This window comes from Anaerobacillus sp. CMMVII (genome assembly GCF_025377685.1).
Taxonomy (GTDB): Bacteria; Bacillota; Bacilli; order Bacillales; family Anaerobacillaceae; genus Anaerobacillus.
The window spans coordinates 271,166-293,724 of sequence record NZ_JACEHK010000015.1 but is presented as its reverse complement, the minus strand read 5'-3'; the positions used below and the strand labels follow the sequence as shown (position 1 = coordinate 293,724).

General features: G+C 35.9%; 23 protein-coding genes and 3 pseudogenes. 12 read left to right on the top strand and 14 right to left on the bottom strand.

What is annotated here, in order from left to right:
• Nucleotides 1-116: 116 nt before the first annotated feature.
• The 3 genes from H1D32_RS18730 (at nt 117) to H1D32_RS18720 (ending at nt 1,262) form a co-directional block, all read left to right on the top strand.
• The gene (locus H1D32_RS18730) at nt 117-581 is read left to right on the top strand and encodes a peptidylprolyl isomerase PrsA family protein (protein WP_261179759.1); all 465 of its coding nucleotides are present in this window, start codon (nt 117-119) and stop codon (nt 579-581) included.
• Complete coding sequence (locus H1D32_RS18725; RefSeq protein WP_261179758.1) at nt 562-1,011, top strand: peptidylprolyl isomerase; 450 nt, start codon at nt 562-564, stop codon at nt 1,009-1,011. The genes H1D32_RS18730 and H1D32_RS18725 overlap by 20 nt, the downstream gene beginning before the upstream one ends.
• A 146-nt stretch (nt 1,012-1,157) precedes the next feature.
• Complete coding sequence (locus H1D32_RS18720; protein ID WP_261179757.1) at nt 1,158-1,262, top strand: YjcZ family sporulation protein; 105 nt, start codon at nt 1,158-1,160, stop codon at nt 1,260-1,262.
• 97 nt (nt 1,263-1,359) lie between these two features.
• On the opposite strand, the gene H1D32_RS18715 is transcribed toward H1D32_RS18720, so the two are convergent.
• The 8 genes and pseudogenes from H1D32_RS18715 to H1D32_RS18685 all read right to left on the bottom strand — a co-directional run bounded on the left by H1D32_RS18715 (nt 1,360) and on the right by H1D32_RS18685 (nt 10,105).
• Nucleotides 1,360-1,638, bottom strand: coding sequence for a sporulation YhaL family protein (locus H1D32_RS18715; RefSeq protein ID WP_261179756.1), 279 nt, complete (start codon nt 1,636-1,638; stop codon nt 1,360-1,362).
• Between the two features lie 161 nt (nt 1,639-1,799).
• On the bottom strand, nt 1,800-2,744 hold the full coding sequence (yhaM, locus tag H1D32_RS18710; RefSeq protein ID WP_261179755.1) for a 3'-5' exoribonuclease YhaM: 945 nt from the start codon (nt 2,742-2,744) through the stop codon (nt 1,800-1,802).
• Nucleotides 2,745-2,774: 30 nt separating this feature from the next.
• Nucleotides 2,775-3,358, bottom strand: a pseudogene (locus tag H1D32_RS25515) (sensor histidine kinase).
• Nucleotides 3,359-4,104: 746 nt separating this feature from the next.
• Nucleotides 4,105-4,781 (bottom strand): annotated as a pseudogene (locus H1D32_RS18700) (response regulator transcription factor).
• A 101-nt stretch (nt 4,782-4,882) separates the two neighbouring features.
• Nucleotides 4,883-7,894, bottom strand: coding sequence for an ATP-binding protein (locus H1D32_RS18695; RefSeq protein WP_261179754.1), 3,012 nt, complete (start codon nt 7,892-7,894; stop codon nt 4,883-4,885).
• Between the two features lie 5 nt (nt 7,895-7,899).
• Nucleotides 7,900-9,138 carry a metallophosphoesterase family protein gene (locus H1D32_RS18690; protein WP_261179753.1) on the bottom strand — a complete coding sequence of 413 codons (1,239 nt, stop codon included), beginning with the start codon at nt 9,136-9,138 and terminating at the stop codon, nt 7,900-7,902.
• A gap of 117 nt (nt 9,139-9,255) precedes the next feature.
• Nucleotides 9,256-9,437: pseudogene (locus tag H1D32_RS25510) on the bottom strand (transposase); the annotation flags it as partial.
• 299 nt (nt 9,438-9,736) lie between these two features.
• Complete coding sequence (locus H1D32_RS18685; protein ID WP_261179752.1) at nt 9,737-10,105, bottom strand: hypothetical protein; 369 nt, start codon at nt 10,103-10,105, stop codon at nt 9,737-9,739.
• Between the two features lie 192 nt (nt 10,106-10,297).
• On the opposite strand from H1D32_RS18685, the gene H1D32_RS18680 reads away from it, so the two are divergent.
• A complete protein-coding gene (locus tag H1D32_RS18680; RefSeq protein WP_261179751.1) occupies nt 10,298-10,483 on the top strand; it encodes a YhzD family protein in 186 nt (61 codons plus the stop codon).
• Between the two features lie 137 nt (nt 10,484-10,620).
• Here H1D32_RS18680 and H1D32_RS18675 read toward each other — a convergent pair whose 3' ends face one another.
• The 4 genes from H1D32_RS18675 to H1D32_RS18660 form a co-directional block, all read right to left on the bottom strand.
• Complete coding sequence (locus H1D32_RS18675; RefSeq protein ID WP_314733452.1) at nt 10,621-11,385, bottom strand: HAD family hydrolase; 765 nt, start codon at nt 11,383-11,385, stop codon at nt 10,621-10,623.
• Nucleotides 11,386-11,577: 192 nt separating this feature from the next.
• Nucleotides 11,578-11,925: a YlbF/YmcA family competence regulator gene (locus H1D32_RS18670; protein WP_261179750.1), complete on the bottom strand. Its 348-nt coding sequence runs from the start codon at nt 11,923-11,925 to the stop codon at nt 11,578-11,580.
• 158 nt (nt 11,926-12,083) lie between these two features.
• Nucleotides 12,084-12,611: a DUF445 family protein gene (locus H1D32_RS18665; protein ID WP_261179749.1), complete on the bottom strand. Its 528-nt coding sequence runs from the start codon at nt 12,609-12,611 to the stop codon at nt 12,084-12,086.
• Between the two features lie 23 nt (nt 12,612-12,634).
• The gene (locus H1D32_RS18660) at nt 12,635-13,171 is read right to left on the bottom strand and encodes a DUF445 domain-containing protein (protein WP_261180006.1); all 537 of its coding nucleotides are present in this window, start codon (nt 13,169-13,171) and stop codon (nt 12,635-12,637) included.
• Between the two features lie 452 nt (nt 13,172-13,623).
• Between H1D32_RS18660 and H1D32_RS18655 the strand changes: the two genes are divergently transcribed.
• From H1D32_RS18655 to H1D32_RS18620, 8 genes are all read left to right on the top strand, one after another.
• Nucleotides 13,624-15,015, top strand: coding sequence for a YheC/YheD family endospore coat-associated protein (locus H1D32_RS18655; RefSeq protein WP_261179748.1), 1,392 nt, complete (start codon nt 13,624-13,626; stop codon nt 15,013-15,015).
• Nucleotides 15,016-15,018: 3 nt separating this feature from the next.
• Nucleotides 15,019-16,107 (top strand): YheC/YheD family endospore coat-associated protein, encoded by a 1,089-nt coding sequence (locus tag H1D32_RS18650; protein ID WP_261179747.1) that lies wholly within the window; start codon nt 15,019-15,021, stop codon nt 16,105-16,107.
• 91 nt (nt 16,108-16,198) lie between these two features.
• The gene (locus tag H1D32_RS18645) at nt 16,199-16,558 is read left to right on the top strand and encodes a hypothetical protein (RefSeq protein WP_261179746.1); all 360 of its coding nucleotides are present in this window, start codon (nt 16,199-16,201) and stop codon (nt 16,556-16,558) included.
• Nucleotides 16,559-16,722: 164 nt separating this feature from the next.
• The gene (locus H1D32_RS18640; RefSeq protein WP_261179745.1) at nt 16,723-17,598 is read left to right on the top strand and encodes a YheC/YheD family protein; all 876 of its coding nucleotides are present in this window, start codon (nt 16,723-16,725) and stop codon (nt 17,596-17,598) included.
• A complete protein-coding gene (locus tag H1D32_RS18635; RefSeq protein ID WP_261179744.1) occupies nt 17,570-18,733 on the top strand; it encodes a YheC/YheD family endospore coat-associated protein in 1,164 nt (387 codons plus the stop codon). The genes H1D32_RS18640 and H1D32_RS18635 overlap by 29 nt, the downstream gene beginning before the upstream one ends.
• Before the next feature lie 521 nt (nt 18,734-19,254).
• Entirely contained in the window at nt 19,255-19,434 is a 180-nt protein-coding gene (locus H1D32_RS18630; protein ID WP_261179743.1) for a hypothetical protein, read from the top strand.
• Nucleotides 19,435-19,523: 89 nt separating this feature from the next.
• The gene (locus H1D32_RS18625; protein ID WP_261179742.1) at nt 19,524-20,423 is read left to right on the top strand and encodes a PucR family transcriptional regulator; all 900 of its coding nucleotides are present in this window, start codon (nt 19,524-19,526) and stop codon (nt 20,421-20,423) included.
• 116 nt (nt 20,424-20,539) lie between these two features.
• Nucleotides 20,540-21,631 carry an ABC transporter ATP-binding protein gene (locus H1D32_RS18620; protein ID WP_261179741.1) on the top strand — a complete coding sequence of 364 codons (1,092 nt, stop codon included), beginning with the start codon at nt 20,540-20,542 and terminating at the stop codon, nt 21,629-21,631.
• Between the two features lie 76 nt (nt 21,632-21,707).
• Here H1D32_RS18620 and H1D32_RS18615 read toward each other — a convergent pair whose 3' ends face one another.
• Both H1D32_RS18615 and H1D32_RS18610 read right to left on the bottom strand, forming a co-directional pair.
• Nucleotides 21,708-21,959 (bottom strand): hypothetical protein, encoded by a 252-nt coding sequence (locus H1D32_RS18615; protein ID WP_261179740.1) that lies wholly within the window; start codon nt 21,957-21,959, stop codon nt 21,708-21,710.
• A 292-nt stretch (nt 21,960-22,251) separates the two neighbouring features.
• Nucleotides 22,252-22,455, bottom strand: a complete 204-nt coding sequence (locus tag H1D32_RS18610) for an alpha/beta-type small acid-soluble spore protein (RefSeq protein ID WP_261179739.1) — start codon at nt 22,453-22,455, stop codon at nt 22,252-22,254.
• Nucleotides 22,456-22,559 lie beyond the last annotated feature (104 nt).

The following is a 22,559-nucleotide window of genomic DNA, read 5'->3' as shown; positions in this document are numbered from 1 at the left end:
TTATTCCTGTAACTAAAAGAAATTGTTTATCTAACAAGATTTTTCATTTCTACTGATTTTGTGCTATAGTATTCATTGTGCTGAATTAGAAGACGAGTTTAAGGAGAGTTGCAAAAATGAAGAAATTATTGACAGCATTGGCTTTAACAAGCGTAATTGCACTTACTGCATGTGGTGGTGACAATACTGATACTGAAAGCAGAGCAGTAGCGGAAATTGAAGGAAACGTAATTACAGAGGCAGAGTTTTTTGATGCCCTTAAAGAAAAACATGGTGAAGGTGTCCTTTTAGCCTTAGTACAAGACAAGGTATTTGCTGCACATGCCGAGAGATTAAATATCTCTGAAGATGCAATCTCAAGTGAACTTGATAAAGTTAGAGAAGCTTACGGGCTAACTGAAGATGAAGATTTCTTAAATTTCTTATTAATGCAAGGGTTTACTGATGAAGACGACTTCCGTAACTTAGTTATGCAACACTTAGTTGTACAAAAGGTCGCTTCAGAGGGAGCAGTAGTTACTGAAGAAGAGATTGCTGCAGAATATGAAGCTGGTAAAGAAATTGAAGCTAGTCACATTTAGTAGAGGACCTGAAACTGCTGAAGAGGTCTTAGAAAAATTAAATCAGGGTGAAGATTTTGCAGAATTAGCACAAGAGTACTCAATTGACCCTGGTAGTGGTGCAAATGGAGGAAGTTTAGGATCTTTTGAGCGTGGTAGAATGGTACCTGAATTTGAAAAAGCTGCTTTTGCTCTTGAGGTTGGAGAAATTAGTGAGCCAGTTCAATCTGACTTTGGATATCATATAATCAAAGTGACTGATCGTAAACCATTTGAGATGTCATTAGAGGAAGCTAAAGAAGATTTACAAGAACTCCTTGCTAGAAGACAAGCACGTCCACTGGAAGAAGTTCAAGCTGAATTAATGAAGGATGCTAAAATTCAAATCAAAGACGAGCAATTTAAACATCTTTTAATAACTAAAATAAATATCAAGCAGCATATTTCCTAATCGAAATTATGCTGCTTTTTCGTGTGCTGATTTTTTTATTCTGAGCAAGGGGAAAAATACACAATCGCCTAGTACAAAAAGGATTAAATTTACATAGAGTGATTAAGAGGAAATTCCTCATTACACTAATTGAAAGGATGATAAACATGACAGGATGTTTCCCAACAACAGGTGGTTACGGTGCAGGCTTCACTTTAATCCTAGTATTGTTCATTTTATTAGTTATTATTGGCGCAGCTTACGTTTACTAATTAAAAACAAAGGGGTTGACGTAAAGTCAGCCCCTTTTGTTGTTGCTCATAACAAGATTGTCGCTTATAGATGTCCATAATGTTTACGAAAAGATTCTTATTCATTAACCATTTTCTTATTTTGGCGACGCTTTCGGATAGGCTCCATAAATAATTCTCCTTCTTGCTCAATCCAGCGTTGCTCCACTTCTCGATCTTCTTTCGAATACTTAAATGAGAGATAGCCACTTAGAATAATTCCACCAACAACAAAATAAATCCACCAAGGACTAGCCTGAACTAGTGCTGCTACCGGTGTTACGAGTAATAAAATTCTTACAAAAAATAGTACTAACAAACCGCCTATTAAAGCTACTACAAATTTTACTGGATTCATATAATCACCTCTATTAATAGATTTGTACTAGTAGTCTATTCTACTCTATTAATAGATATTCCATTTTTCAGTGTAGAGTTTATAGTTTAGAGTTGAAAGTTGTGTAAGTAATGCTCCGAAGCAATACTAAAAACTCTACACTCTACACTTTACACTCTAAACTAGGATTGAAAGCTAGGTTTATAGAAACTACGATTATCCATAGCATATACTTTTTCACTAAATTCACCCGGTTTTACTCTTTCTAAAGCTCGGTCTAGCATATTCATTTTTGCATCAATATTATCAATCATATGAAGCATCTCCGCTTCGCGAATTAATGGTGCCTTCGGGCTTCCCCATTCCCCTTTAGAGTGGTGACTTAGTACAAGATGTTGTAATATCATAACTTCTTCACTATCAATTCCTAATTCCTTTGCAACCTGGCCAATTTCATTGACCATAATTGATATGTGACCAATAAGCTTTCCTTCTAACGTATAGGTGGTAGCTACTGGACCTGATAATTCGATTACTTTTCCTAGGTCATGCAAGATGACACCAGAATATAAGAGATCCGTATCAAGTGATGGATAGAGATTAGCTAATGATTTTGCTAGATCTAGCATTGAAACAACATGGTATGCTAAACCTGAGACAAATTCATGGTGATTTTTTGTTGCAGCTGGGACCTCTATAAAGGCTTCACGGTGCTTTTTTAGCAAATGCCTAGTAATACGTTGGATATTCGGATTTTTCATTTCAAAAATGTATTGTGTGATTTTTGCTAGCATTTCCTCTGGGTCAAGTGGTGCGCATTGTAGAAAGTCTGCAAGTTTCACATGATCCATCGCTGTAGTAGGGCGTATCCCCTTGATTTTTAATTGCTGCTTTCCACGGTAGTCATGAATATCGCCAGTAACATGGATAATCACACTGCCTACAAATGTTGTTTCGTCGTCAGTATTACAATCCCATAACTTCGCTTCAACTTCACCTGTGTGATCTCCTAGCTGCAAAGTTAAAAATGGCTTACCGTTACTTGCAATCCCTTTTGTTGCTGCTTTTATTAATAAATATCCATCAATTTTTTCCCCTGTTTGATAATGAACGATCCCTTTACGCATAATTGGCACCTCCAAAGCTTGTAGTAAATCTTACATTGGTAAATATATTTTAAAACTAACTCCATTCTCTTCATTTTTTACAGTTGGATAACCACCATGAAGTTCAGCAATTCGCTTTACAATCGCAAGTCCTAGACCAAACTGACCTTTATTTCCTTTTCGAAACGGCGTAAAATATGACTTAGCTCATTCGAAGGAATGTGCTCACCATCATTCAAAACGGTAATTTCAAGTGTTTCATCAACAACCTTCGCCTTCATCCAAATAGTTGTATTAGCATAGCGTAGCGCATTCTCTACTAGGTTTTCTAGTAAGATTTGAATTTGCTCCCGATCACCATTAAAGTTCACATTTGCGCCCTCAACGATAAAAGCTAAGTCGCTTCGCTGTACTCGATAGCGCTCTTGCAATTGATAAGCAATAGAGCCGAAAACAAGTGAATTGCGGTGAATAATCTCTTCTTTAACAGAATCTAGCTTTGTATAGTAAAGCATATCTTTTACCCGTTTTTCCATTCTGTTCGTTTCTTCAATAATAACATCCATCGCTTGTTCAATGTTTTCTTGAGGGAAAATACCATCCTTCACTGATTTAGCATAGCTTTTCACCACCATAATTGGCGTTTTCAGCTCATGGGAGGCATGTTGAATAAAAGTCTTTTGTGCCTTATCATAATTCATTAAGTTTTGCCGCATTTGTTCAAATTGAAAAGAAAGTTTTTGAAAATCTTGATCACCTTTCCATTCAAAAGGCTCTTGCCAATTACGATTTGAAATTTGTTCAATATGATTCCCTAATAATGAAAGCGGTTGTCGTAAATAATTCTTAAGCCAAAAGGCAGGAAACAACCCAAGCAAACTTGCTAAAATGATAATGTAAAGAAGACGTTCCCAGAGCTGTTCTATCATCTGATCACGGTATGAATCCCACATATAAGATATATGATAAGCATCACCAACGACTGTATTGATTTTTAACACTACATAAAAAACGGTGGCCCCACTGTAGGTAAGTTCATATCTACCGCGGTCTGTCATTTGTTTATATGCTCGGTCAGTCATTTGATTCATAACATCCTTTGGAACAGGGTCGCCTTGAACCCTGCCAAATTGATTCATAAAGAAAAGATGTCCAACTGAACGTTCAGCTTCTCGCCGCGCGATAAAATCAAGCTCATTTTGAGGTGGTGCTTGTTCATGTGGTGTCTGATAACGATCTTGTTCTTCTTCAATAATTCGATACGTCTCTTCTGTCAACGTACTCTTTAAAGAGATCGGATAGATAACAATTAATAGTAGAGCGACGATAAGAATTAATGAAATAAACGAAAGCCATATTCTGTGTGTTAAATTAACACTTTTCATGAAGATAAAACCCGATATCCAAATCCATAAAGTGTTTCAACATGTAAGCGAGGTAATTTCTTTCTTACTCTTCTTACAACATCATCAACTGCTCGCTCTGAACCATAATAGTCAGAACCCCAAACATAATCAATAATTTCCTCTCTAGAGAATGCTTTCCCTACGTTTGATGTAAGCAGAATGATCAAGTCTAGCTCCTTTGTTGTCATTTCTAATAATTCACTGCCATCGTAAATATTTCGAGTTGCCGGATCGATAAAGTAACCATTTACTTCAAGCCGCTTTTGATCTTCTTGTTTTGTTACATTATAAGCTCTTGATAAAATTCTTTTTACACGGATAATTAATTCTTCAGGTAAAAAGGGCTTTGCTAAATAATCATCACTACCTAACTCGAGTCCTAAGACTCTATCTAAGTCTTTATCACGGGCTGATATAAAGATAACAGGTGTATCGTTTTCATTTTAATTGCCTTTAAAAGTTGATAACCATCCATATTTGGAAGCATGATATCCAATACCCATAAATGAGGAGTAGCTTGGTTAATTGCATCATAGGCTTCTTGGCCATCAGCGAAGTGATGAACATCCCAGCCTTCTCTAACCATATAGGCTTTTATTATTTCTGCTAAATTTTTTTCATCTTCTACTAAATTTATAATATATTTTTCCAATTATTCTCACCCTTTTACTGAGTATTTACCTTATCTCTATTTTAACGAAAAAAAGAAAAAATCCTACTAGATTTTATCAAACCTTTACATATATGTCGAAATTAAAGTACGGAGTGTTCGGCAACTTTTAATGTGAAATGGTGAGTAGAAACTTCTTCAGCCATAAACGGATGACAAGTAAAGAAGATAACTTGATGATCGTTAGAAATTTCTTTGATTAGTTCAATTGCTTTTGAGCGGCGTTTAATATCAAAGTTGACGAAGATATCATCTAGAAAAATCGGAAAAGCGTTTTGCTTGGAATGTATTTTTGCTAATGCTAAGCGAATTGCTAGATAAAGTTGCTCCTTCGTTCCTTGACTTAACTCATTAGGCTGAAATTTGATTCCGTCACAGCGCTCAACATATAATCTTTGTTCACCAATTGGCGCAAATAATTGAACATATTGACCGTCTGTCATAAATTGAAACATATTCGTTGCTTCTTTTATCACTTGAGGCTGTCGCTCTTTTTCATAGACTTTCTTTGCCTCTTCAATTAATAACTGTACGGTTCGATGGAACGCCCATTTTTTGATTTCTGCATTTAGAATTCCCTTTTCGTTCTCAAAATTATGTAATGCGTGAGAATAATTAGTTCCTTCTTCCATATCTTCAATGGTCTGATTTACTTTTGCTAACTTTTCATGCTCTCGATTTAATTGATCCCGGATTTCAATCATATTCTTCTTTAGTTGTCCTAGCTTTTCATTAAGGACATCTTGATACTGGACAACGTCACTTTCTAATTGTATTAACTCTGCCTCTTGATGGACTAGAGGGGAAATTTGACTATTGTATATCCGTATTTGTTCCTGAATTTGTTGGCTTTCTAACCAGGCCTTTCCCTTCTGTCGAAACTCATCTTCGCTTTTTACGTTTGCAAGTTGATACAACTTGTTGATCTCTTTCTTAAATTGACTAAGCTTTGTTTCTGCTGCTCTAAGATTTTCAATAAGCTGGTTTTCTCGGTCTCCTAGCCTATGAAGGATCTTTTCAGTTTCCTGCTGTTTTTTTAAGTAGAGAGATAACTTTTCTATATTTTGATAAAAGCTACTAACCGGTATTGAAAGTTTTTTGCACATCGCTTCTACTTTTGCTTCAAACTCTTCAATTTCACTATGAAATGTTGCTAATTTTTCTTTTAAATAATGAAGTTGCCGTTGTTTTTTCTTTACTTCCTCCATTATTTTTAAAAGCTTTACGTAGGTTTCAGCTTCTAGACTTATTGGGTAGTTAAATTCAAGCGCCCAACTTTGTAATTTTTCTTGGAAAGCAGCAGTAGTAAACTCCAACTGATCTAATTCTTTGCAAATGTGTTCATACTGTTCATTTATTTCCTTTAACCCCTGTTCTTTAAACCTTAATTGCTCCCGTTTTAACTGGTCTCTTAGAAGCATTTCATGGTCATGATTATCATGAGTTTGCCGCTGCTTTTGAATATCAGCTATAGTTGTTGCACGTTGTAACGTAAGTTTTTCATTCTGATTGGTTAAATCCGCTAATAAACTATTATGCATTTTCTTACTTTTTTTCTTATCGGCAGCCAATAACAATAAAATACTTACCATAACAATAAATAATACAATTGCTAAATAGACTTGTGAATACTGAAGTAGGAAAAATCCACCAATTAAGCTCAACAAGACACTAATAAAGATTATTGGTTTTTTTAGACTACTTTCATTTGCTTTGATCTGATTTAGTTGTTGGTTTATCAACTGCAAACTACCATCTACATATCTTAATTCTTGCTCTAACTCTTTTTCACTACGTTGTTTATCCACTTTTTGTTCGAGTTCTTTTTTTGTTTGATCATCTAGTACCTGCTGTTTTAATAAGTTTATCTCAGCTTCTTTGCTTTCAAGAGAAGTTCTTACTTGATCAAGCTGAGAATGAAGATAAAAGTCTCGTTGTTTGATGGCGGCTTCCTCTTCGATGAGACTAGCTAGCTTTTGTTCAACAACAACCCCTGTTTTAAATGAGACATTCTTGTAGCCTAGCTTTTCTTTTAAGACTTCGTATTCATTTTCCTCAAATTGGATTTGTTGTAAAAGGAGTGCGATTTCATCCCGCTTTACTTGATATATTTTCCTAGACTCTTTGATTTGATCAATTGCCTCTTGAAGTTCATTTACGTTTTCATTGACTTGATAATTTTCCTTTTCTAGACAAATTTGCTTTATTTTTGTCTCTATATCAATGATTTCTCCTTCAATTAGGACAAGACTATCTAAGTTTTTTTCTAATCGCTGTAGACCATCCTCTGGAAAAGGGCTGAATACCGGCAATTGCTGTAACCGACTCTCATACATTTTCTTATTTAATATGACTGATGAAATAGATTGTAGTTTTTCAAAGTACCGATAATTACGATTTAAGGTTCGATCTTCTTCCATCGTTTTTTCAATCATAGCGTTAATTTCGTTACGTTCTTTTACAAGCTGATCATGCTGACTAAGCTTCTTTCTCCAAGCACTTATTTTTTCTTCTAAATCGTTTACCTTTCTTAGTTGTTCATTAATGACGGGTTTTCTACCTGTTGGTTTATAAAGGGTTTGAAGTACTTTGTCATTCTTCTTCTCAATTTCTAATAAATTGTTTCGTCCAGATATACCTACCCCGTACATAAATTTATTTAACTCATCTGAGTGTAATTGCTCCATTGTTTGTAAATCCGTTAAACCAAAGGAATAAATTGCCGAAAAAATCGTTCGATCTATTTCATTTAAAACAAGCTTTAGCTCATTTTCACCTCCAATACTTCCATCAGCAAAGTAAATCTTGGCATCACCCGTGGCTTTACCATGGACTCGTTCTATGGTCACCTTGCCAAATTCTTTGGTTTCAAGAACAATACTACCACCGTAACGACCACCTAGTCTTGGTTCATAGCGAAGCTCAGTTTGTTGTTTCGTAGGAAAGCCAAATAAAATGCAACGAATGAATGCCATGATCGTAGACTTTCCCGCTTCATTTTCTCCTAGAAAAATATGTAGCGGTTGATCGGCCAATTCAATTTGAAAATCTTGAAAGCGACCAAAACCATAGAGATGGAGTTTTCTTAGTTTCATATTGGTTACTCATCCCTTTCCTTTAATAGCTCTGTTAAAATATAACTTTCCGCTTCTTGTAAAAGCTGTCTTTGCTGCTCTTGGGAAATCGGCGTTAAAAATCGCTTCAGTCTTTGATTTCTATATACCTCCGCTAAAACCTCGTGCAAAGGGTCCTCTCCTATGCTTAACCGGTCAACTGTGGAGACAATGTCACTTAAGAGATGTTGTTCTTTTTTCAATTGATCACGGTCCCACTCACCAATTGTCTCTAGTTTTCTTTCTACAATAAAAGTAAAATGTTCTTTTTCTTCTTGGTTCCAATTTAGTATTTCTACTAAATCATCAATTTCTTCCATTAGATTTGTATGAAGCGGACCACTACCTATAAAACGTAGGATGGCGAAGACATTTTTTCCACATTGCTTAGCATCATGCAAAGTAGTTTCACAACAAGTCTTTAATTCATCAATCGTTTCGATCCCTTTTATAGGTATAGTTAGTTCTTCCCAGATTAATGTGGAGGTAGGCAAAAATGTTAGCTTTGATGATTTAAAATCATCTAGTTCGACCAGAAAAACACCCTTTTCGCCTTTCTCCTTACTGTGCCTGCCTTGGATATTACCTGAATAAGCAACAAAAGGACTCTCATGCAAAATTTGCCGTTTGTGAATATGCCCTAGGGCCCAGTAATCAAAATCTTTTTCAACTAATTCTTGAATTGAGAACGGTGCATAATTGTCGTGCCCTTCTTGCCCTTCTGCCGTTCCATGGAGAATTCCAATATGAAAGTCTGCCGTCCCAACTCTTTGAAACTGTGATGCAATGTTTTCTTTCACTATTTTTTGAGGATAACTATATCCATATAAATGAACACTTACGTCATTTTTGGTAAACTCAAAAACCTCAACTTCATCTTTGAAAAAAAAGACATTTTCAGGCCAAGATAGTGGAATCCATGTTCCATTTAAAGGATCATGATTACCATGAATGATGTAACAAGCAATTCCAAACTGATGTAATTGTTCCATTGCCTTTTTAAGTTTTGCTTGAGCCATCAAACTACGATTTTCACCGTCAAAGAGATCACCCGCTAGAACAACAAAATCTACTTGGTAGTTTATAGCATGGTTAACTAGCATTTGTAAGGCCTCAAACGTACTTTCCCTTACATAATGAAACAGCTTTTCTGGCAAATCTCGTAAACCCTGAAAAGGACTATCTAAATGCAAGTCCGCTGCATGAATAAATCGAATATTTTTCATTATTTCCCCTCACCTAAATTAAACTATGTATAATATTATACCATTATTGACAAAACATTTGTTCTTATAACAAGTTAAAAGTATAGAGTTTTCAGTAACTCTTATAAGCCAACCACGGTGTTTCATAACAAGTTGAACAACTTCATCAAGAATATCTTGGAAAGCAGAAGTTCCTTTACTTATTGTTGTATGATCAGGTACGGTGTCAGTTAAGCCAAGACCATGATACCTACGATAAGCTACATTGGTTTAATCTCCATTTCTACTCATCGTTCAGATCCAATTCCATACCAGTATCCAAACACCTTGAATAACTAACCTGGGGCAATAGTGGGTCTCCAATCCGCGCAATACTTGAATACTCGGATTTTCCGAAACATATATCAATAATATTTTGTATTTTGACCGTTACGTAACTAAATGAGGTGGAGGACAATTTCATTTGTCCTCCACCTCATTTAGTTACAAACTTTACGATATGCGTGAAGAGCCAAGCAATGCTTGGCTACGGTCATAATGCAATTAGTAATATACTAAAATATGGCCGTTGAGACTTTCTCAGGCAGCCTGGAAAAGCTGCGATTGCAGCTTCTTTTTTCTAATAATATGGTAATAGGGATAGTGCAGTAATGGCAGCTAATGGTAAAACTAAGCGTTGGAAGCGTCGTCTTGGTCCGAATGGATAGCCGTAGCCTGGATACCCGTACCCCGGAAAACCATACCCTGGGAAACCATACCCTGGATAACCAAAGCCAGGACCATATCCTAGCCCAAATCCTCCAATTAAACGTTCTTCATTGCCACCGTCTCTTTGCATTGTTTCACCAACAGGAACTGCTAGATATAAATTCGTTTCGTCAACATTTTCAACGATACCATCATACGCTTGTTGCTCTGTTGTTTGTACAAGTACGTAACGGTGCATATGGTTTTTACAAACATCATACATATTTTGTCTATGATACATGCCCATCTCTCCTTCCACGATATCATATTCAGCAAATGGGCATTTGGTTAATATGAAATTCATTTTTTTGAGATAATACCTCTTCACATCTACGTATGTTTTTCAAATTATGTTATTTTAAGACTAATTGTTTGATTTTAAATCTTGGCTATCTTTACACTATAACTATTAAGTAACGATAGGGGTGAAGCAATGAGGGGGTATGTTCTTACCGTTTTTGATGAAAGTGGACATTTATTAGTAGATGAAAAGTTTCAAGCAAATGATGATCGTGAAGCAAAAAAAATTGGAGAGCAAAAGCTAGCTGAATTAAACTATAAAAATTTTCCTAGCAGAGTTACGCGGTCTTCTGGAGGGTTAGTGTTATTTCATCAGTAGTATCGAGGGGATTACTAAAAAACAGAAAGCGGAAATGACCGCTTCCTGTTTTTGGTGTGGTTAAAATTGCATGTTTAATTGCTTACGGAATACTTCTTTTACCATATAAGCAACACCGTTTTGATTATTTGAACGTGTTACCCAATCCGCTTGGTCACGAATATATTTGGTGCATTACCCATTGCAACACCTAATCCGACTTGGGTAATCATTTCTAGATCGTTTTCATAAGCCCCAATCGCAACCATTTGACTTAAGCCAATCCCTAATTTCTCACCTAAAACCTGTAAACCTCTAGCTTTTGAAATGCCTTCTGATACAATTTCTAAGCCACCTTCAGATGAAGAAGTCACATGTATACCTGGAATTTCCTTTAATAACTCTTCTTTGGCCGATAATCGGTCTTTTTCGTTAAAAAAGAATGCATGAATTTTTGGAGGCATTACAGGTTCGTTTAACAAATAGTTACTTAACGAATCTACAAAAGTCACTGGGTAAAATACTGGATCACCGATGCCAACCGTCATTTTAGCAATTAGATAGTTTTTTTGGCGTATTTTATTGCCAATTGCAAATTTTTCATGCATGACCCTAATATGACAATTGTGCTTTTCTAAAAGCTCAACAATATGATAGGCTTTCTCGTTATTTAACCTCCGTTCAAACGTAGGTGTTTCTAACGAAGACCCGATAAATGCCCCATCATGAGTAATTAGGTCTGTTTCAAGATCTAAAGCTTTTGCTACTTTCTGTGCCGAAGGAAAAGATCTTCCTGTTGCTAAGGTTACATAAACACCTTTTCTTTTTGCAAAGTTAATTGCCTCTTTTGTTTGTTTTGCTAAACGATGGTTCGATTGTAACAGCGTCCCATCTATATCTAGTGCTAATAAACGATAAGCCACTCTTGATCCCCCTTTTCATAACTTCACTGTTTGGTAAAAGCCTATGATAAATTTTGAGACAATAGAACAGATTACGGTGTAGAGTTTTGAATTTTGAGTTTTGAGTTTTGAGTTCGATTTGTGATGAAATTCGCTCCGCACTCTACACTCTCAACTAAAAAAGATGACCAAATTTGGTCACCTTTTTGTTTACTATTCACCTAAACCATATAGCTCTTCTAGAGGCTCAGCGATAATTCTATTTAAGTCACCAATTAACTGGCTCATGCGTTGCTCTACTTCCATCAACTTACCGATTAGCTCATGTTGCTGCACAAGTTCAAAAACACTTTGTGCCTTTTGGATTTCTTCTTCAGAAATTTCTATTCCTTGCATTTGCTTTTGTTGAAGTTCCATTTGAATTGCACGGAAGCCATCAAGCATTTGCTTAGCTTGAGGATCAGCATTAACCTTTCCATGAAGTTCTGCTAATTGTGTGAATTCTTCACTTTCTTTTAATACTCGTCCTAGCTCATGAGCCTTGTCATATACGTTAGACATTATAAAAAACCTCCTAGATTTGCCTTTCACTTATTTAATATTAGCTTTCTCCGCATCCAAAGTTTACGAAAAGATCATTAAAATAAGAGATGGCTTTTAATAAATACTCCTTCACGACTATACCACTTTTACATCTTTAATTCACGTAATAAGAGAAATTAGCTTAGAAAAATGATAAAAAATCCTTGCATAAGCCCAATAAGCCCACCTAGTAAAGCTCCTAAATAAGTGATCAGCTTTAATTCACGTCTGGAAATTGACAATACCATATCTTCTAAACGTTTTACTGAAAATTGCTCTACTTGATTTTTTACCACTTCCTCAAGCTCTAATTTTTTTAATAAATGAACTAATTCAGCAGAAATAGCTTGTCCTATTTTGAAGATTGTTTTTGGAACAACCTCGTCAACCAACGTTTTTTCAAGTAGTGGTGACCATTCATAAAGAGGCTTATCTAGATAATTAAATGGTACATTTTCGATTAGTTTCTCTTGAATAAATGTAGCGACTTCTTTTAGGTTAATACGTTCCTCTACCTCTTCTACTTTTAATTGCTTGATTTTGTCCCATTCTTTTTTTAGAAATATTTCAATCAGTTCATGTGTTCCTTTATCATTTAGCATCTTGATTATTTCCGGTTGTAGCTTATCAACTAAGCGTTCGTTACCTAAGAACATTGAGACCATATTCCCTAACGCTCCCCGCCCCATTAAAAGCGGTCAACCATATTGCTTAATCGCTCAATACCTTCAGGGCTATTAAAGTATTCTTTTCCCTTTTCAATGAAAACTTGCGTCATTACGGGAAGTAAATCGTCTACCTTTTTAGCTAGTGGTTTTGGGATGATCTCATTTAAAGGTAACGTGCGAAGCTCGCTGATAATTTTTTCAGATCTATTGCACATCCAATTAGCTAAAATATGTTGGATTTTCTCTTTTCCACGTGTCACTCCGGTCCATGATGCCAAAACGTCACTTAAGGTTTCCTCACTCTGCAAAAACTTCCTTACTTCTCTTTGTACCCATTCTGTCATTTCATGTACAAACATTTTGTTTTCTAACTTTTTTTGCAATCCTTCAGCAGTTAGTAAATGATTTACAACTAATTTTCCAAGTTGTTCAGCCAACTCACCTCTTCGCTTAGGAATTAATCCAGGTGTAAAAGGAATTCTCCATTTCCCAAGATAATAAGCTCGATATGGCCGAAATAGCATTTTTATTGCTAGTGAGTTCGTAACCCCACCGATTAGGCCCCTACAAGGACCATAAGTAAAATAACAACAAAAACCTCCACAAATGTCACTCCTCTTTCTTTTAGGCTCTTTTCTAAAACATTGCTCCTGCGGTTACTCGTCGCACAAAAAAACTTGTTGCTTTTCACCTAAATTTATTGGAAAAATTCTTTAGTTGGAGATAGCACCCAATAAATTTAGTAAGAAAAGAGCAATACTTACTAAATAAGTAGTGCAATTCTAGTATGTACTTAAGCAACAAACTTTGCGAAAACAGCCTTCTTTACAACTGATTCTCACACATATGCCTAGATTAACATAGGATACGATATCAACAAATGCCTATCAAGTTTTGAGTTATGAGTGCTGAGTTATGAGTTTCTATAAAGCAATGCTTCGAAGCGAAACCCAAGCCAACTCAAAACCCCTAACTCAAAATTCAAAACTAATAAAAATGAGTGGTCTAAATGTTCATAAGAAAAGTTATCGTTCAGGTTGATAAAAATAGCAGTTTTGATACCAGTGAGCAAATAAAGATATCGCGATCGTTATGCAAAAACTTTGGTTTAAACAATGGTGATGCGGTTACGTTTCAATTTGGTAGTATCCATGAAGAAGCGAGCATTGTTGCATCCCCTTCTTTTAAAGTGCCTACCATCGAAATTACACCTACGCTCGCAAAAAAGTTAGTAATTCCTTATGAAATATTGCCTATACATTGTCTATATAATCAGGATGAGAATACACTTAAATTAGGGCCAATCATCACATGCATTACTAACCAAATGTATCATGAAGACATAAAGTTTGGAAGTATGACAGCCTTTTTTGAAGAATTAGCAAGATTTGCAAAGCGCCACCATATTTTTTTCTATATAAAACCGATACTCAAATCGGAAGAGCATTTTAGAGGTTACTCATTCCAACATGAAGAATGGCAAAATGATTTATTTCCAGAGCCTGATGCCGTTTATAACCGTATTGGTTCGAGATCTTTTGAAGCCTCAGAAGCTTACCAGCAATTCACACATTTTTTAGAGGATAAAGGTGTGAATTACTTTAATCATAGCTTTTTAGATAAATGGCAAATACATGAAGCTTTGTCAAGTTTTCCAGAAGTTATACCTTATTTACCTAACACGGCTCTATTTGATGACTATGAAGCCTTTGCTGAAAAACTCACTCTATATGACTGTATTTTTGTTAAACCAATTCACGGGAGTCAAGGAAGACAGATATTAAAAATTCAAAAAGAAAATGATGGCTTTAACGTTTATTATTCATCTTTTTCCCAAGAAGTATCTACTTTTTTCAAATCAAGCTATCTATTATACAAACGGTTAAAGGAGCGCCTTAGTAAGAAGCCTTTTATCATCCAACAAGGAATTAATTTAATTCACTTTGAAGAAGATCGGCCACTAGATTTTCGTATTCTTTGTGTAAGAAACGAAGAAAGCCAGTGGAAAGTGATTTCATCAGTAGCTAGAATTTCACCAAAGGAAAAAATGGTTTCAAATCTAGCACAAGGTGGCGAGCAAAAGAGACCTATTGATGTATTAGCGGATTTATTTGATGAAAAGCTTGCAAGACAATACTTGAAGCTGATGGGTGAACTCGCTGTTGAAGTAGCCAATTTAATTACTGAAAGTAATGATGGCTTGTTTGGTGAACTTGGAATCGATATTGCTTTGGATCAACATGGAAAACTTTGGATTATTGAAGTGAACTCAAAACCTTCGAAAATGGAGATGGCTGAAACAAGTGGTATTAGACCTTCAACCAAAGCTATCTTAGCTTATTTAGCTTATTTGTCCGGATACCCCCTGCAAAGATCTGAGAAAGGGAAAAAGGAGAGATAATTCATGGTGAGTCTCGGTATATTAGTAACAAATCTGCAACAAGAGGAAGATTATTTTACAACGATGGCCAAAGTTGGATTGTCTGAGAATGTAGATGTTTTTCTCTTTCTACCTACTGATCTAGACCCGATAAATAAAAGAGTAAGAGGAAAGAAATTTTGTCACGAAACATCTAGCTGGCAAGTGGATTCTTTCTCTTTGCCTTTGTTTATTTATGATCGCTGTTTCTACGAGAATGAAGAAATTTTCAAGCATAATTATCCAAACGTATCGTGGTTAAAAGCACAACCTGATGTTACATTCTTGGGGCATGGACTACCAAATAAATGGCTTGTTCACAATGCTTTAATTAACGATCCGTTGATAGGTCACTTTTTACCTGACACTGAGCTATTAATTCAAGCAAACTCTGCATTTTCAATGTTCCAAAGACACTCTTCCCTTCTCCTAAAACCAGTAAGCGGTTCACAAGGAAAAGGCATTTTTATATTAACTGACCTTGATAATAGTTACCTGCTTACTGCTAAGAAAAACGGAGAGTCTTTCCAAAAGATACTTTCAAAAAAACAAGTAGAGCAGTTACTAAATAAAATTTCTGCAAAACGAAAGTATTTAATTCAACCGTTCTTACAACTTACAAACAATGAAGAACGTCCATTTGACCTGCGAGTTTTTCTGCAACGCGATAAGTTTGGGCAATGGATGGAAATTGGCAGAGGGATTCGTACTGGAAAAATAGGTGAATATACCTCAAATTTGGGTAGTGGAGGGGAAATCTCGTCTTATGCAGAATGGCTACAAATGCTTCCACTAGATGCATGGCAACCATTACAACAAGATATTGCAACGCTAATAGAACGTATACCCAAAGTATTAGAAAACCATGGCCAGCAACTATTTGAAATTGGCTTTGATTTTGGATTTGACCATAATGGAAAGCTTTGGTTATTAGAAGTGAATTCAAAGCCAGGCAGAAAGGTGATCACAACTTGTTTTCCTCAAAAAAAAAGAAATTCTAGCAAAAGCACCAATCCATTATTGTCTTTATTTAGAAGCACAAAGAAAAGAGTACGTGCGCTAGAAATCCGATGAGTAATCAATAAATTCACTTTTTCTACGTAGTCTTTCACACCACAGTGGGCTATGTTCGAAAGCGATACATTCGAAAGGGAGTTGGAGTTTCATGAATCAGACAGCATTACCATTAAAAAAAGACACAAATCGTTCAGGGACACTTTATGTGCCTGTTGATTTGTTTAAGCGATACGTTGAACGAGTGCAGTTCCCAACTGCCATTTCCTTTGGAACAAAAACTGTAAAATGTGAGGTTGCCCCTCATCCCGATCAAGAAAATGAATACAAATTGTCGGATGATTTATGGGAAGAATTAATGATCCCTCATGAAGGGCTAATTCATTTAATCCAAAAAGACGATACTGTTTTTATAGGCCCATTGGTTGGTATCTTCACAGCTGGTTTCACCCAATTTAATTTACGACCAATTGGTGAACGCTCCTTATTTTTGCAAAACTACTTTCTGTAGAAAAGAAGGTTGGCGCTTTCTACTTTGTCTTTGGTGCGCACCAAATTGATTGGGATCATGGAACAGTAAACGGCTATTTTTACACAAAGGATGGTTGGAAACAAATAAAAGTACCTATTCCAAATGTCGTCTATGATCGCCTTCCAAATCGAAAAGTCGAAAATTTGGCGTTTTCGAAACAGGTAAAAGAACGCTTGCAAAAGGAATATGACATACCTTGGTTTAACCCTGGCTTTTTTAATAAGTGGGATGTACACCAGATGCTCATTAGTGATCACCAAGCTAGTATGCACCTGCCTGAAAGTTATTTTCAACCGGAGTTTACCGATATTCAAAACTTACTAGAGAAGTATAAGCAGGTATATATTAAACCAGCTAATGGCAGTCTCGGATTAGGAATACAACAATTAATTCAAAAAAACGAAGAACCATTCGTGTATTGTCGCTTTCGAAATAACGAAGAAAATCGATTGAGAAGATATTCTTCGCTGAAACGTTTACTTCGTCGGCAATTTCCATTTGGCTTTGAAGGGATGATTGCGCAACAGGGAATCAATTTATTAAAGTGGCATAACAACCCTATAGATTTTCGAATCCACACAAATAAAGATGAGCAAGGAAAATGGTGTGTTAGTGCTATTGCTGCCAAAATTGCTGGCACAGGAAGCATTACAACCCATGTGAAAAGTGGTGGTGAAGTCAAAACGGCTAAAGAAATCCTTCGAGATATCGGTGCCAATCCAGCCATCCTTAAAAAGATCAATGATACTGCTCTTTTATTGAGTGAAAGAATTGATGCGAATATGCCTGGCTTTATCGGTGAAATTGGTTTTGATATTGGAGTTGATCAACAAGAACATGTTTGGATGTTTGAAGCGAATTCGAAGCCGGGAAGAACAATTTTTTCCCACCCAAAATTAAAGGGAGATGACTTACAATCACGACGCCTTCCATTAGAATATGCCATTTTCTTATTTAAACAGTCTATCGAGAAACAACCAGAACTCGTGAATGCCAATGAACATTTTTTACAGTTATAATGACGAAAAATGGTATAGTGACTGTCCCAATACAGTCCTATTCGGAAAAAATCTTCTTCCAATTTATGAATACAAGTCGCAAAGAGGCACACTTTTTTCGGTCAAACAACAAAATCAAAAGGTTGGTCCACTTATAGGAATTTTAGCAAGTAAAGAGGGACGCGATGACTTTTATGGGAATCGCTCTACCTTCAAACGTATTCAAAATTATCTTCAAAAACATGGAGGTATTTCATTTGTGATGACTCCTGAGGGCTATCAAGGAGAACAAATTGCTGGCTATCTATTTGATCAAGGTGAATGGAAACTGGCCTATTTTCCTCTTCCTGATGTGATCTATAACCGGGTTGCTTCCTATCAATCGGAACTAAAACTAGACAAAATAAAAAAAATGGCATTTAAAAATGCCATTCCTTTTTATAATCCTCACTTTTTTGGGAAATGGGAAACCTTTAAACAATTAGCTGAGAACGCTTCTTTAACAAAGTATTTGCCAAAGACCAAGCGTCTTGACCATCTAGAAGATTTACAAAACTGGTTAGATGATTACCAATCTATAATGGTAAAACCAGTGCTAAGCAATCGCGGTAATGGAATCCTCTCTATTACTAAACGAGGAAAAACATATGAAGTTAAAGCAAATGGCTGGAAACAATGCTTTGAAAATATAGCTGATGTCTGGGACGCTATCTATAGGGATGGTTTTCATCAACAATTCATTATCCAAAAAAGAATAGCATTGAGACAATTAGAAGAACGTCCGTACGACTTTCGAATTTTAGTACAACGAATGCGTGATAGATGGATGGTTACTGGGATTGGCGTTCGCTTAGCCGGACATGGTTCAATCACCACCCATGTACCACACGGCGGGAAAATTTTGCCGTTCGAACTCGTTAGCCACGGAATAGATATCAAAGAAATCGAAATTCTAGCTAGCCAAGTTGCACGACAATTAGAACTAGCATACGGCTACTTATGTGAATTCTCCATTGACCTTGGAATAGATGAAGATAACACCCCATGGCTATTTGAAGTTAATTCAAAACCGATGAAATTTGACGAACCACATATTCAAGAAAAAGCATTAAAGACACTAATTGAATGCTTTTATGACGATACGGGGTTTATTTAGAAAGATCTTTTCGTAAACATTGTAGCTTTGTGAACAATAATTTAATAAAATATTTGATATTTCTGCGTTTACAACCTTCGATGGTAGAAAAGATGCCCCTGACACCTTGATATACCTTGACATTTACTAGCTATTATAAAGCAACTATCTTCAGACATTCGGAACAAGAGTTGAGACTAGAGTAGGTCTCAACTTTTGTTTGCCCTTTCGTTATAAGGCAAAAGTTATTTTTTCGTTTTAAAAAAAGCTGTTTTCGCTAAAATTTGTTGCTTTCGTAAAAATCCCAAAAGCCGGATTTTTACACATTAATACTAAGATTTCACTACTTATTTAGTAAGTAGTGCTCTTTTCTTACTCAACTAATTGGGTGATATCTTCTTCTAAGGAACTTTTCCAATTATTTTAGGTTAGAAAGCAACAAGTTTTTTTGTGCGACGAGTAACCGCAGGAGCAATGTTTTAGAAAAGCGCCTAAAAAAAAGGGATTTTACACATTCTAACCAAAAAGGAGGGAAAATTCAGATGAAGGAAGATTCTAAGTTTGAGGGAAGAGATAAAGCGTATATCGATGTTGATCGAATGACAAATGAAGGACTAGCAGGGGGAACCGTGACGGACCGTTACGATCATCCACAAATTGAAGCGACGCAAGACTTTAAAGAAGAGGAACCACCAAAAAAAGCTCAAGATTTAGAAAGGTAATTATAATCACCTAGAAAAAAAGTTGTTTTATCTCGATCTGTTTGATACCCTTTCAGTTAAAGACAATGTTAATTGGAAGGGTTTTTTGCATGGTAGAACAATTAAAAAACATTTTACAAACTGCAATTATTAACAACACTGAATTTAATGGACAAGAGGCTTTACACTACAAAACAGCTAATGGTGAAATTCTAAGCTTAAAGAAACGTGCCTTATCTGAAGAACAAATTCAATTATTGGACCTTTTTTTAACTCCATTGCATAAAGAACATACAACTGACTCGAAAACGGAACATTCTTGGAGATTATTAATTGAAACTGGTGAATTGCCTAGTACGATTGAATTTTCAACTCAATCGTCATCTTATCGTTTTACCCACTTCTACATAAACGGAGCATTACAAGACGAGGTTGAGTTTACTGAAGCAATGCACAGTTTATTCCAACGAGAAATTACACTTTTATGGAACACGCCAACCGACGGCGTTATTATTGAATATATGACAAATGACGCCGATACTTATGATGCAGATAGTCTCGTAGAAGCAATAATGACTGATTTTTACGTGAAAGTTTCTATCTATCAAGGGACCATTTTTTCAGATTTATCAGATGCGAAAAATGTCTACGATTGGGAAAGAATGGCCTTCTCACTTGGTAGAAGAGTATTACCAAAACTAACCGTTATCCAAAAAGAACAGCTAATCCCGTTTTTACTAACAAATGAATCCTCAGAAATGACAAAAACCATGCTACTGCAAACGATCAGTCACGTTCACGACGATAAAGAATTACTAAAAACCATCAAAATCTTTTTCGAGTCAAATTTAAATACAACACTTGCTGCCAAAAAGCTATTTATGCACCGAAATAGCTTACAATACCGGATAGATAAATTTATTGAAAAAACGGGAATTGATATTAAACAATTTCAGCAAGCGGCTGCAATGTACATGTTAATTGCCTTAGATGAAACCGCTCACAAGTAGTTTGTTGCATCGTGCACAAAAAAGAAAGAAATCTTTGTGCACGCTTACAATTTACGTGAGACGTGTCATTGGTTACAATAAAAGCATCCTAAAGATACTAATTGGAGGCGTAAATAATGGCTGAAATTACTTTAAAAAATATGTATAAAATTTATGAAGGTGGAGTTGAAGCGGTATCAGACTTTAACCTTGAAATTAAAGATAAAGAATTTATCGTATTCGTAGGTCCATCTGGATGTGGTAAGTCAACAACACTTCGTATGATTGCTGGTTTAGAAGATATTTCAAAAGGTGAACTATATATTGGTGACCGTCTTGTAAATGATGTTGCTCCAAAAGATCGTGACATTGCGATGGTATTCCAAAACTATGCATTATACCCACACATGAACGTATATGAAAACATGGCATTCGGACTTAAGCTTCGTAAGTTTAAAAAAGACGAAATTGATCGTCGTGTAAAAGAAGCAGCTAAAATCTTAGGTCTTACTGAAATGCTTGATCGTAAGCCAAAAGCAATGTCTGGTGGTCAGCGTCAGCGTGTAGCACTAGGACGTGCTATCGTTCGTGATCCTCAAGTATTCTTAATGGATGAGCCGTTATCAAACCTTGATGCAAAGCTACGTGTACAAATGCGTGCAGAGATTACTAAGCTTCACCATCGTTTACAATCAACAACAATCTATGTAACACATGACCAAACAGAAGCAATGACGATGGCAACTAGAATCGTTATTATGAAAGACGGAGTTATTCAACAAGTTGGAGCACCAAAAGAAGTTTATGACTTCCCAGAAAACGTTTTCGTTGGTGGCTTTATCGGATCTCCAGCAATGAACTTCCTAAATGGGAAACTTGTTAATGGTTACTTCGAAATGGGTGACGTGAAAATTAAAGTCCCTGAAGGAAAGCTTAAAATGTTACAAGCGTTTACTAATCAAGAGGTAATCCTAGGAATTCGCCCAGAAGATATCCACGATGAGCCAGTATTCCTTGAGTCATCTGCTGAAACTAAGATTGAAGCGACAATTGATGTTGCCGAATTAATGGGTGCTGAATCATTCCTTTACTCTAAGGTAAATGATCAAGACTTCATTGCTCGTGTTGACTCTCGTACTGATATTAAAAACGGTCAAAAAGTTACATTAGCATTTGATATGAACAAATGTCATTTCTTTGATCCAAAAACAGAATTACGCGTTCGCTAATTATAAGTGTAATACACTCGAAAATAAAGATATAAGGCGCCCCCTGCCTTATATTCAAATACAAGAAGAGGCTCAACTAGTGAGCCTCTTCTTGTATTAACAGAGTTTTTTCAATATGACATTTGGAACAGTAAAAGATGTGAGGACATTGCTGATTTTGGGCATCGTTTTTTATCCCATCAAATAACTTCATACCTTCGATATCCAAATAGGCACTATAATCATCGAAATAATCCATTAAACGACCTTTATCACTCATGACAGAATGACAGACCTCACAACTCTCTTCTATTACACTAATCCCATTGCATAAAGGACACATGCTCATGAAAATGACTTCCTTTTTGATTTACTTTGCTGTATAAAGAAATACAGCGGAAGAAGCCGTTGTTTTCCTTATACAAAGGCTTTTTTCGTAAACATCGTGGCTTTATGGACAATAATTCAACCTTCAAATGTTAGAAAAAACGCCCGAGAACTTGATATAACTTGTCATTACTAGCTATAAATAAAGCAACAATCTTTGAGAAAACAGCCATAATAAATGAAATTTTAGATTAAAGAAGGGGATGGTATAAGCCATCCCCTAATTCCAAAATATTAAGTTGTGTTTTACTTAATTACTGAATACGGCCACCTAGCTGTTGCTCAGCCATTTGAACAAGACGCTTTGTGATTTCTCCACCAACTGAACCATTTGCACGTGCTGTTGCATCTGCACCTAATTGTACACCAAATTCAGAAGCGATTTCGTACTTCATTTGATCTAATGCTTGTTGCACTCCTGGTACTAATAATTGATTTGAGCTATTGTTGTTTGCCAAGATAATCACCTCCTCTTGTAATAATATAATGTGTCATTTTGCTCTGAGCTATGTAATTTAGTTTGTAGTAAATTTTTACAGTTTTATGAATTTCATAATTTATC

Bases quoted from the DNA above. Each gene is read 5' to 3' on its own strand.
- H1D32_RS18730 (WP_261179759.1), top strand. From the start codon at position 117: ATGAAGAAATTATTGACAGCATTGGCTTTAACAAGCGTAATTGCACTT.
- H1D32_RS18720 (WP_261179757.1), top strand. From the start codon at position 1,158: ATGACAGGATGTTTCCCAACAACAGGTGGTTACGGTGCAGGCTTCACT.
- H1D32_RS18715 (WP_261179756.1), bottom strand. From the start codon at position 1,638: ATGAATCCAGTAAAATTTGTAGTAGCTTTAATAGGCGGTTTGTTAGTA.
- yhaM (WP_261179755.1), bottom strand. From the start codon at position 2,744: ATGCGTAAAGGGATCGTTCATTATCAAACAGGGGAAAAAATTGATGGA.
- H1D32_RS18695 (WP_261179754.1), bottom strand. From the start codon at position 7,894: ATGAAACTAAGAAAACTCCATCTCTATGGTTTTGGTCGCTTTCAAGAT.
- H1D32_RS18690 (WP_261179753.1), bottom strand. From the start codon at position 9,138: ATGAAAAATATTCGATTTATTCATGCAGCGGACTTGCATTTAGATAGT.
- H1D32_RS18685 (WP_261179752.1), bottom strand. From the start codon at position 10,105: ATGTATCATAGACAAAATATGTATGATGTTTGTAAAAACCATATGCAC.
- H1D32_RS18680 (WP_261179751.1), top strand. From the start codon at position 10,298: ATGAGGGGGTATGTTCTTACCGTTTTTGATGAAAGTGGACATTTATTA.
- H1D32_RS18670 (WP_261179750.1), bottom strand. From the start codon at position 11,925: ATGTCTAACGTATATGACAAGGCTCATGAGCTAGGACGAGTATTAAAA.
- H1D32_RS18665 (WP_261179749.1), bottom strand. From the start codon at position 12,611: ATGGTCTCAATGTTCTTAGGTAACGAACGCTTAGTTGATAAGCTACAA.
- H1D32_RS18655 (WP_261179748.1), top strand. From the start codon at position 13,624: ATGTTCATAAGAAAAGTTATCGTTCAGGTTGATAAAAATAGCAGTTTT.
- H1D32_RS18650 (WP_261179747.1), top strand. From the start codon at position 15,019: ATGGTGAGTCTCGGTATATTAGTAACAAATCTGCAACAAGAGGAAGAT.
- H1D32_RS18645 (WP_261179746.1), top strand. From the start codon at position 16,199: ATGAATCAGACAGCATTACCATTAAAAAAAGACACAAATCGTTCAGGG.
- H1D32_RS18635 (WP_261179744.1), top strand. From the start codon at position 17,570: ATGCCAATGAACATTTTTTACAGTTATAATGACGAAAAATGGTATAGT.
- H1D32_RS18630 (WP_261179743.1), top strand. From the start codon at position 19,255: ATGAAGGAAGATTCTAAGTTTGAGGGAAGAGATAAAGCGTATATCGAT.
- H1D32_RS18625 (WP_261179742.1), top strand. From the start codon at position 19,524: ATGGTAGAACAATTAAAAAACATTTTACAAACTGCAATTATTAACAAC.
- H1D32_RS18620 (WP_261179741.1), top strand. From the start codon at position 20,540: ATGGCTGAAATTACTTTAAAAAATATGTATAAAATTTATGAAGGTGGA.
- H1D32_RS18615 (WP_261179740.1), bottom strand. From the start codon at position 21,959: ATGAGCATGTGTCCTTTATGCAATGGGATTAGTGTAATAGAAGAGAGT.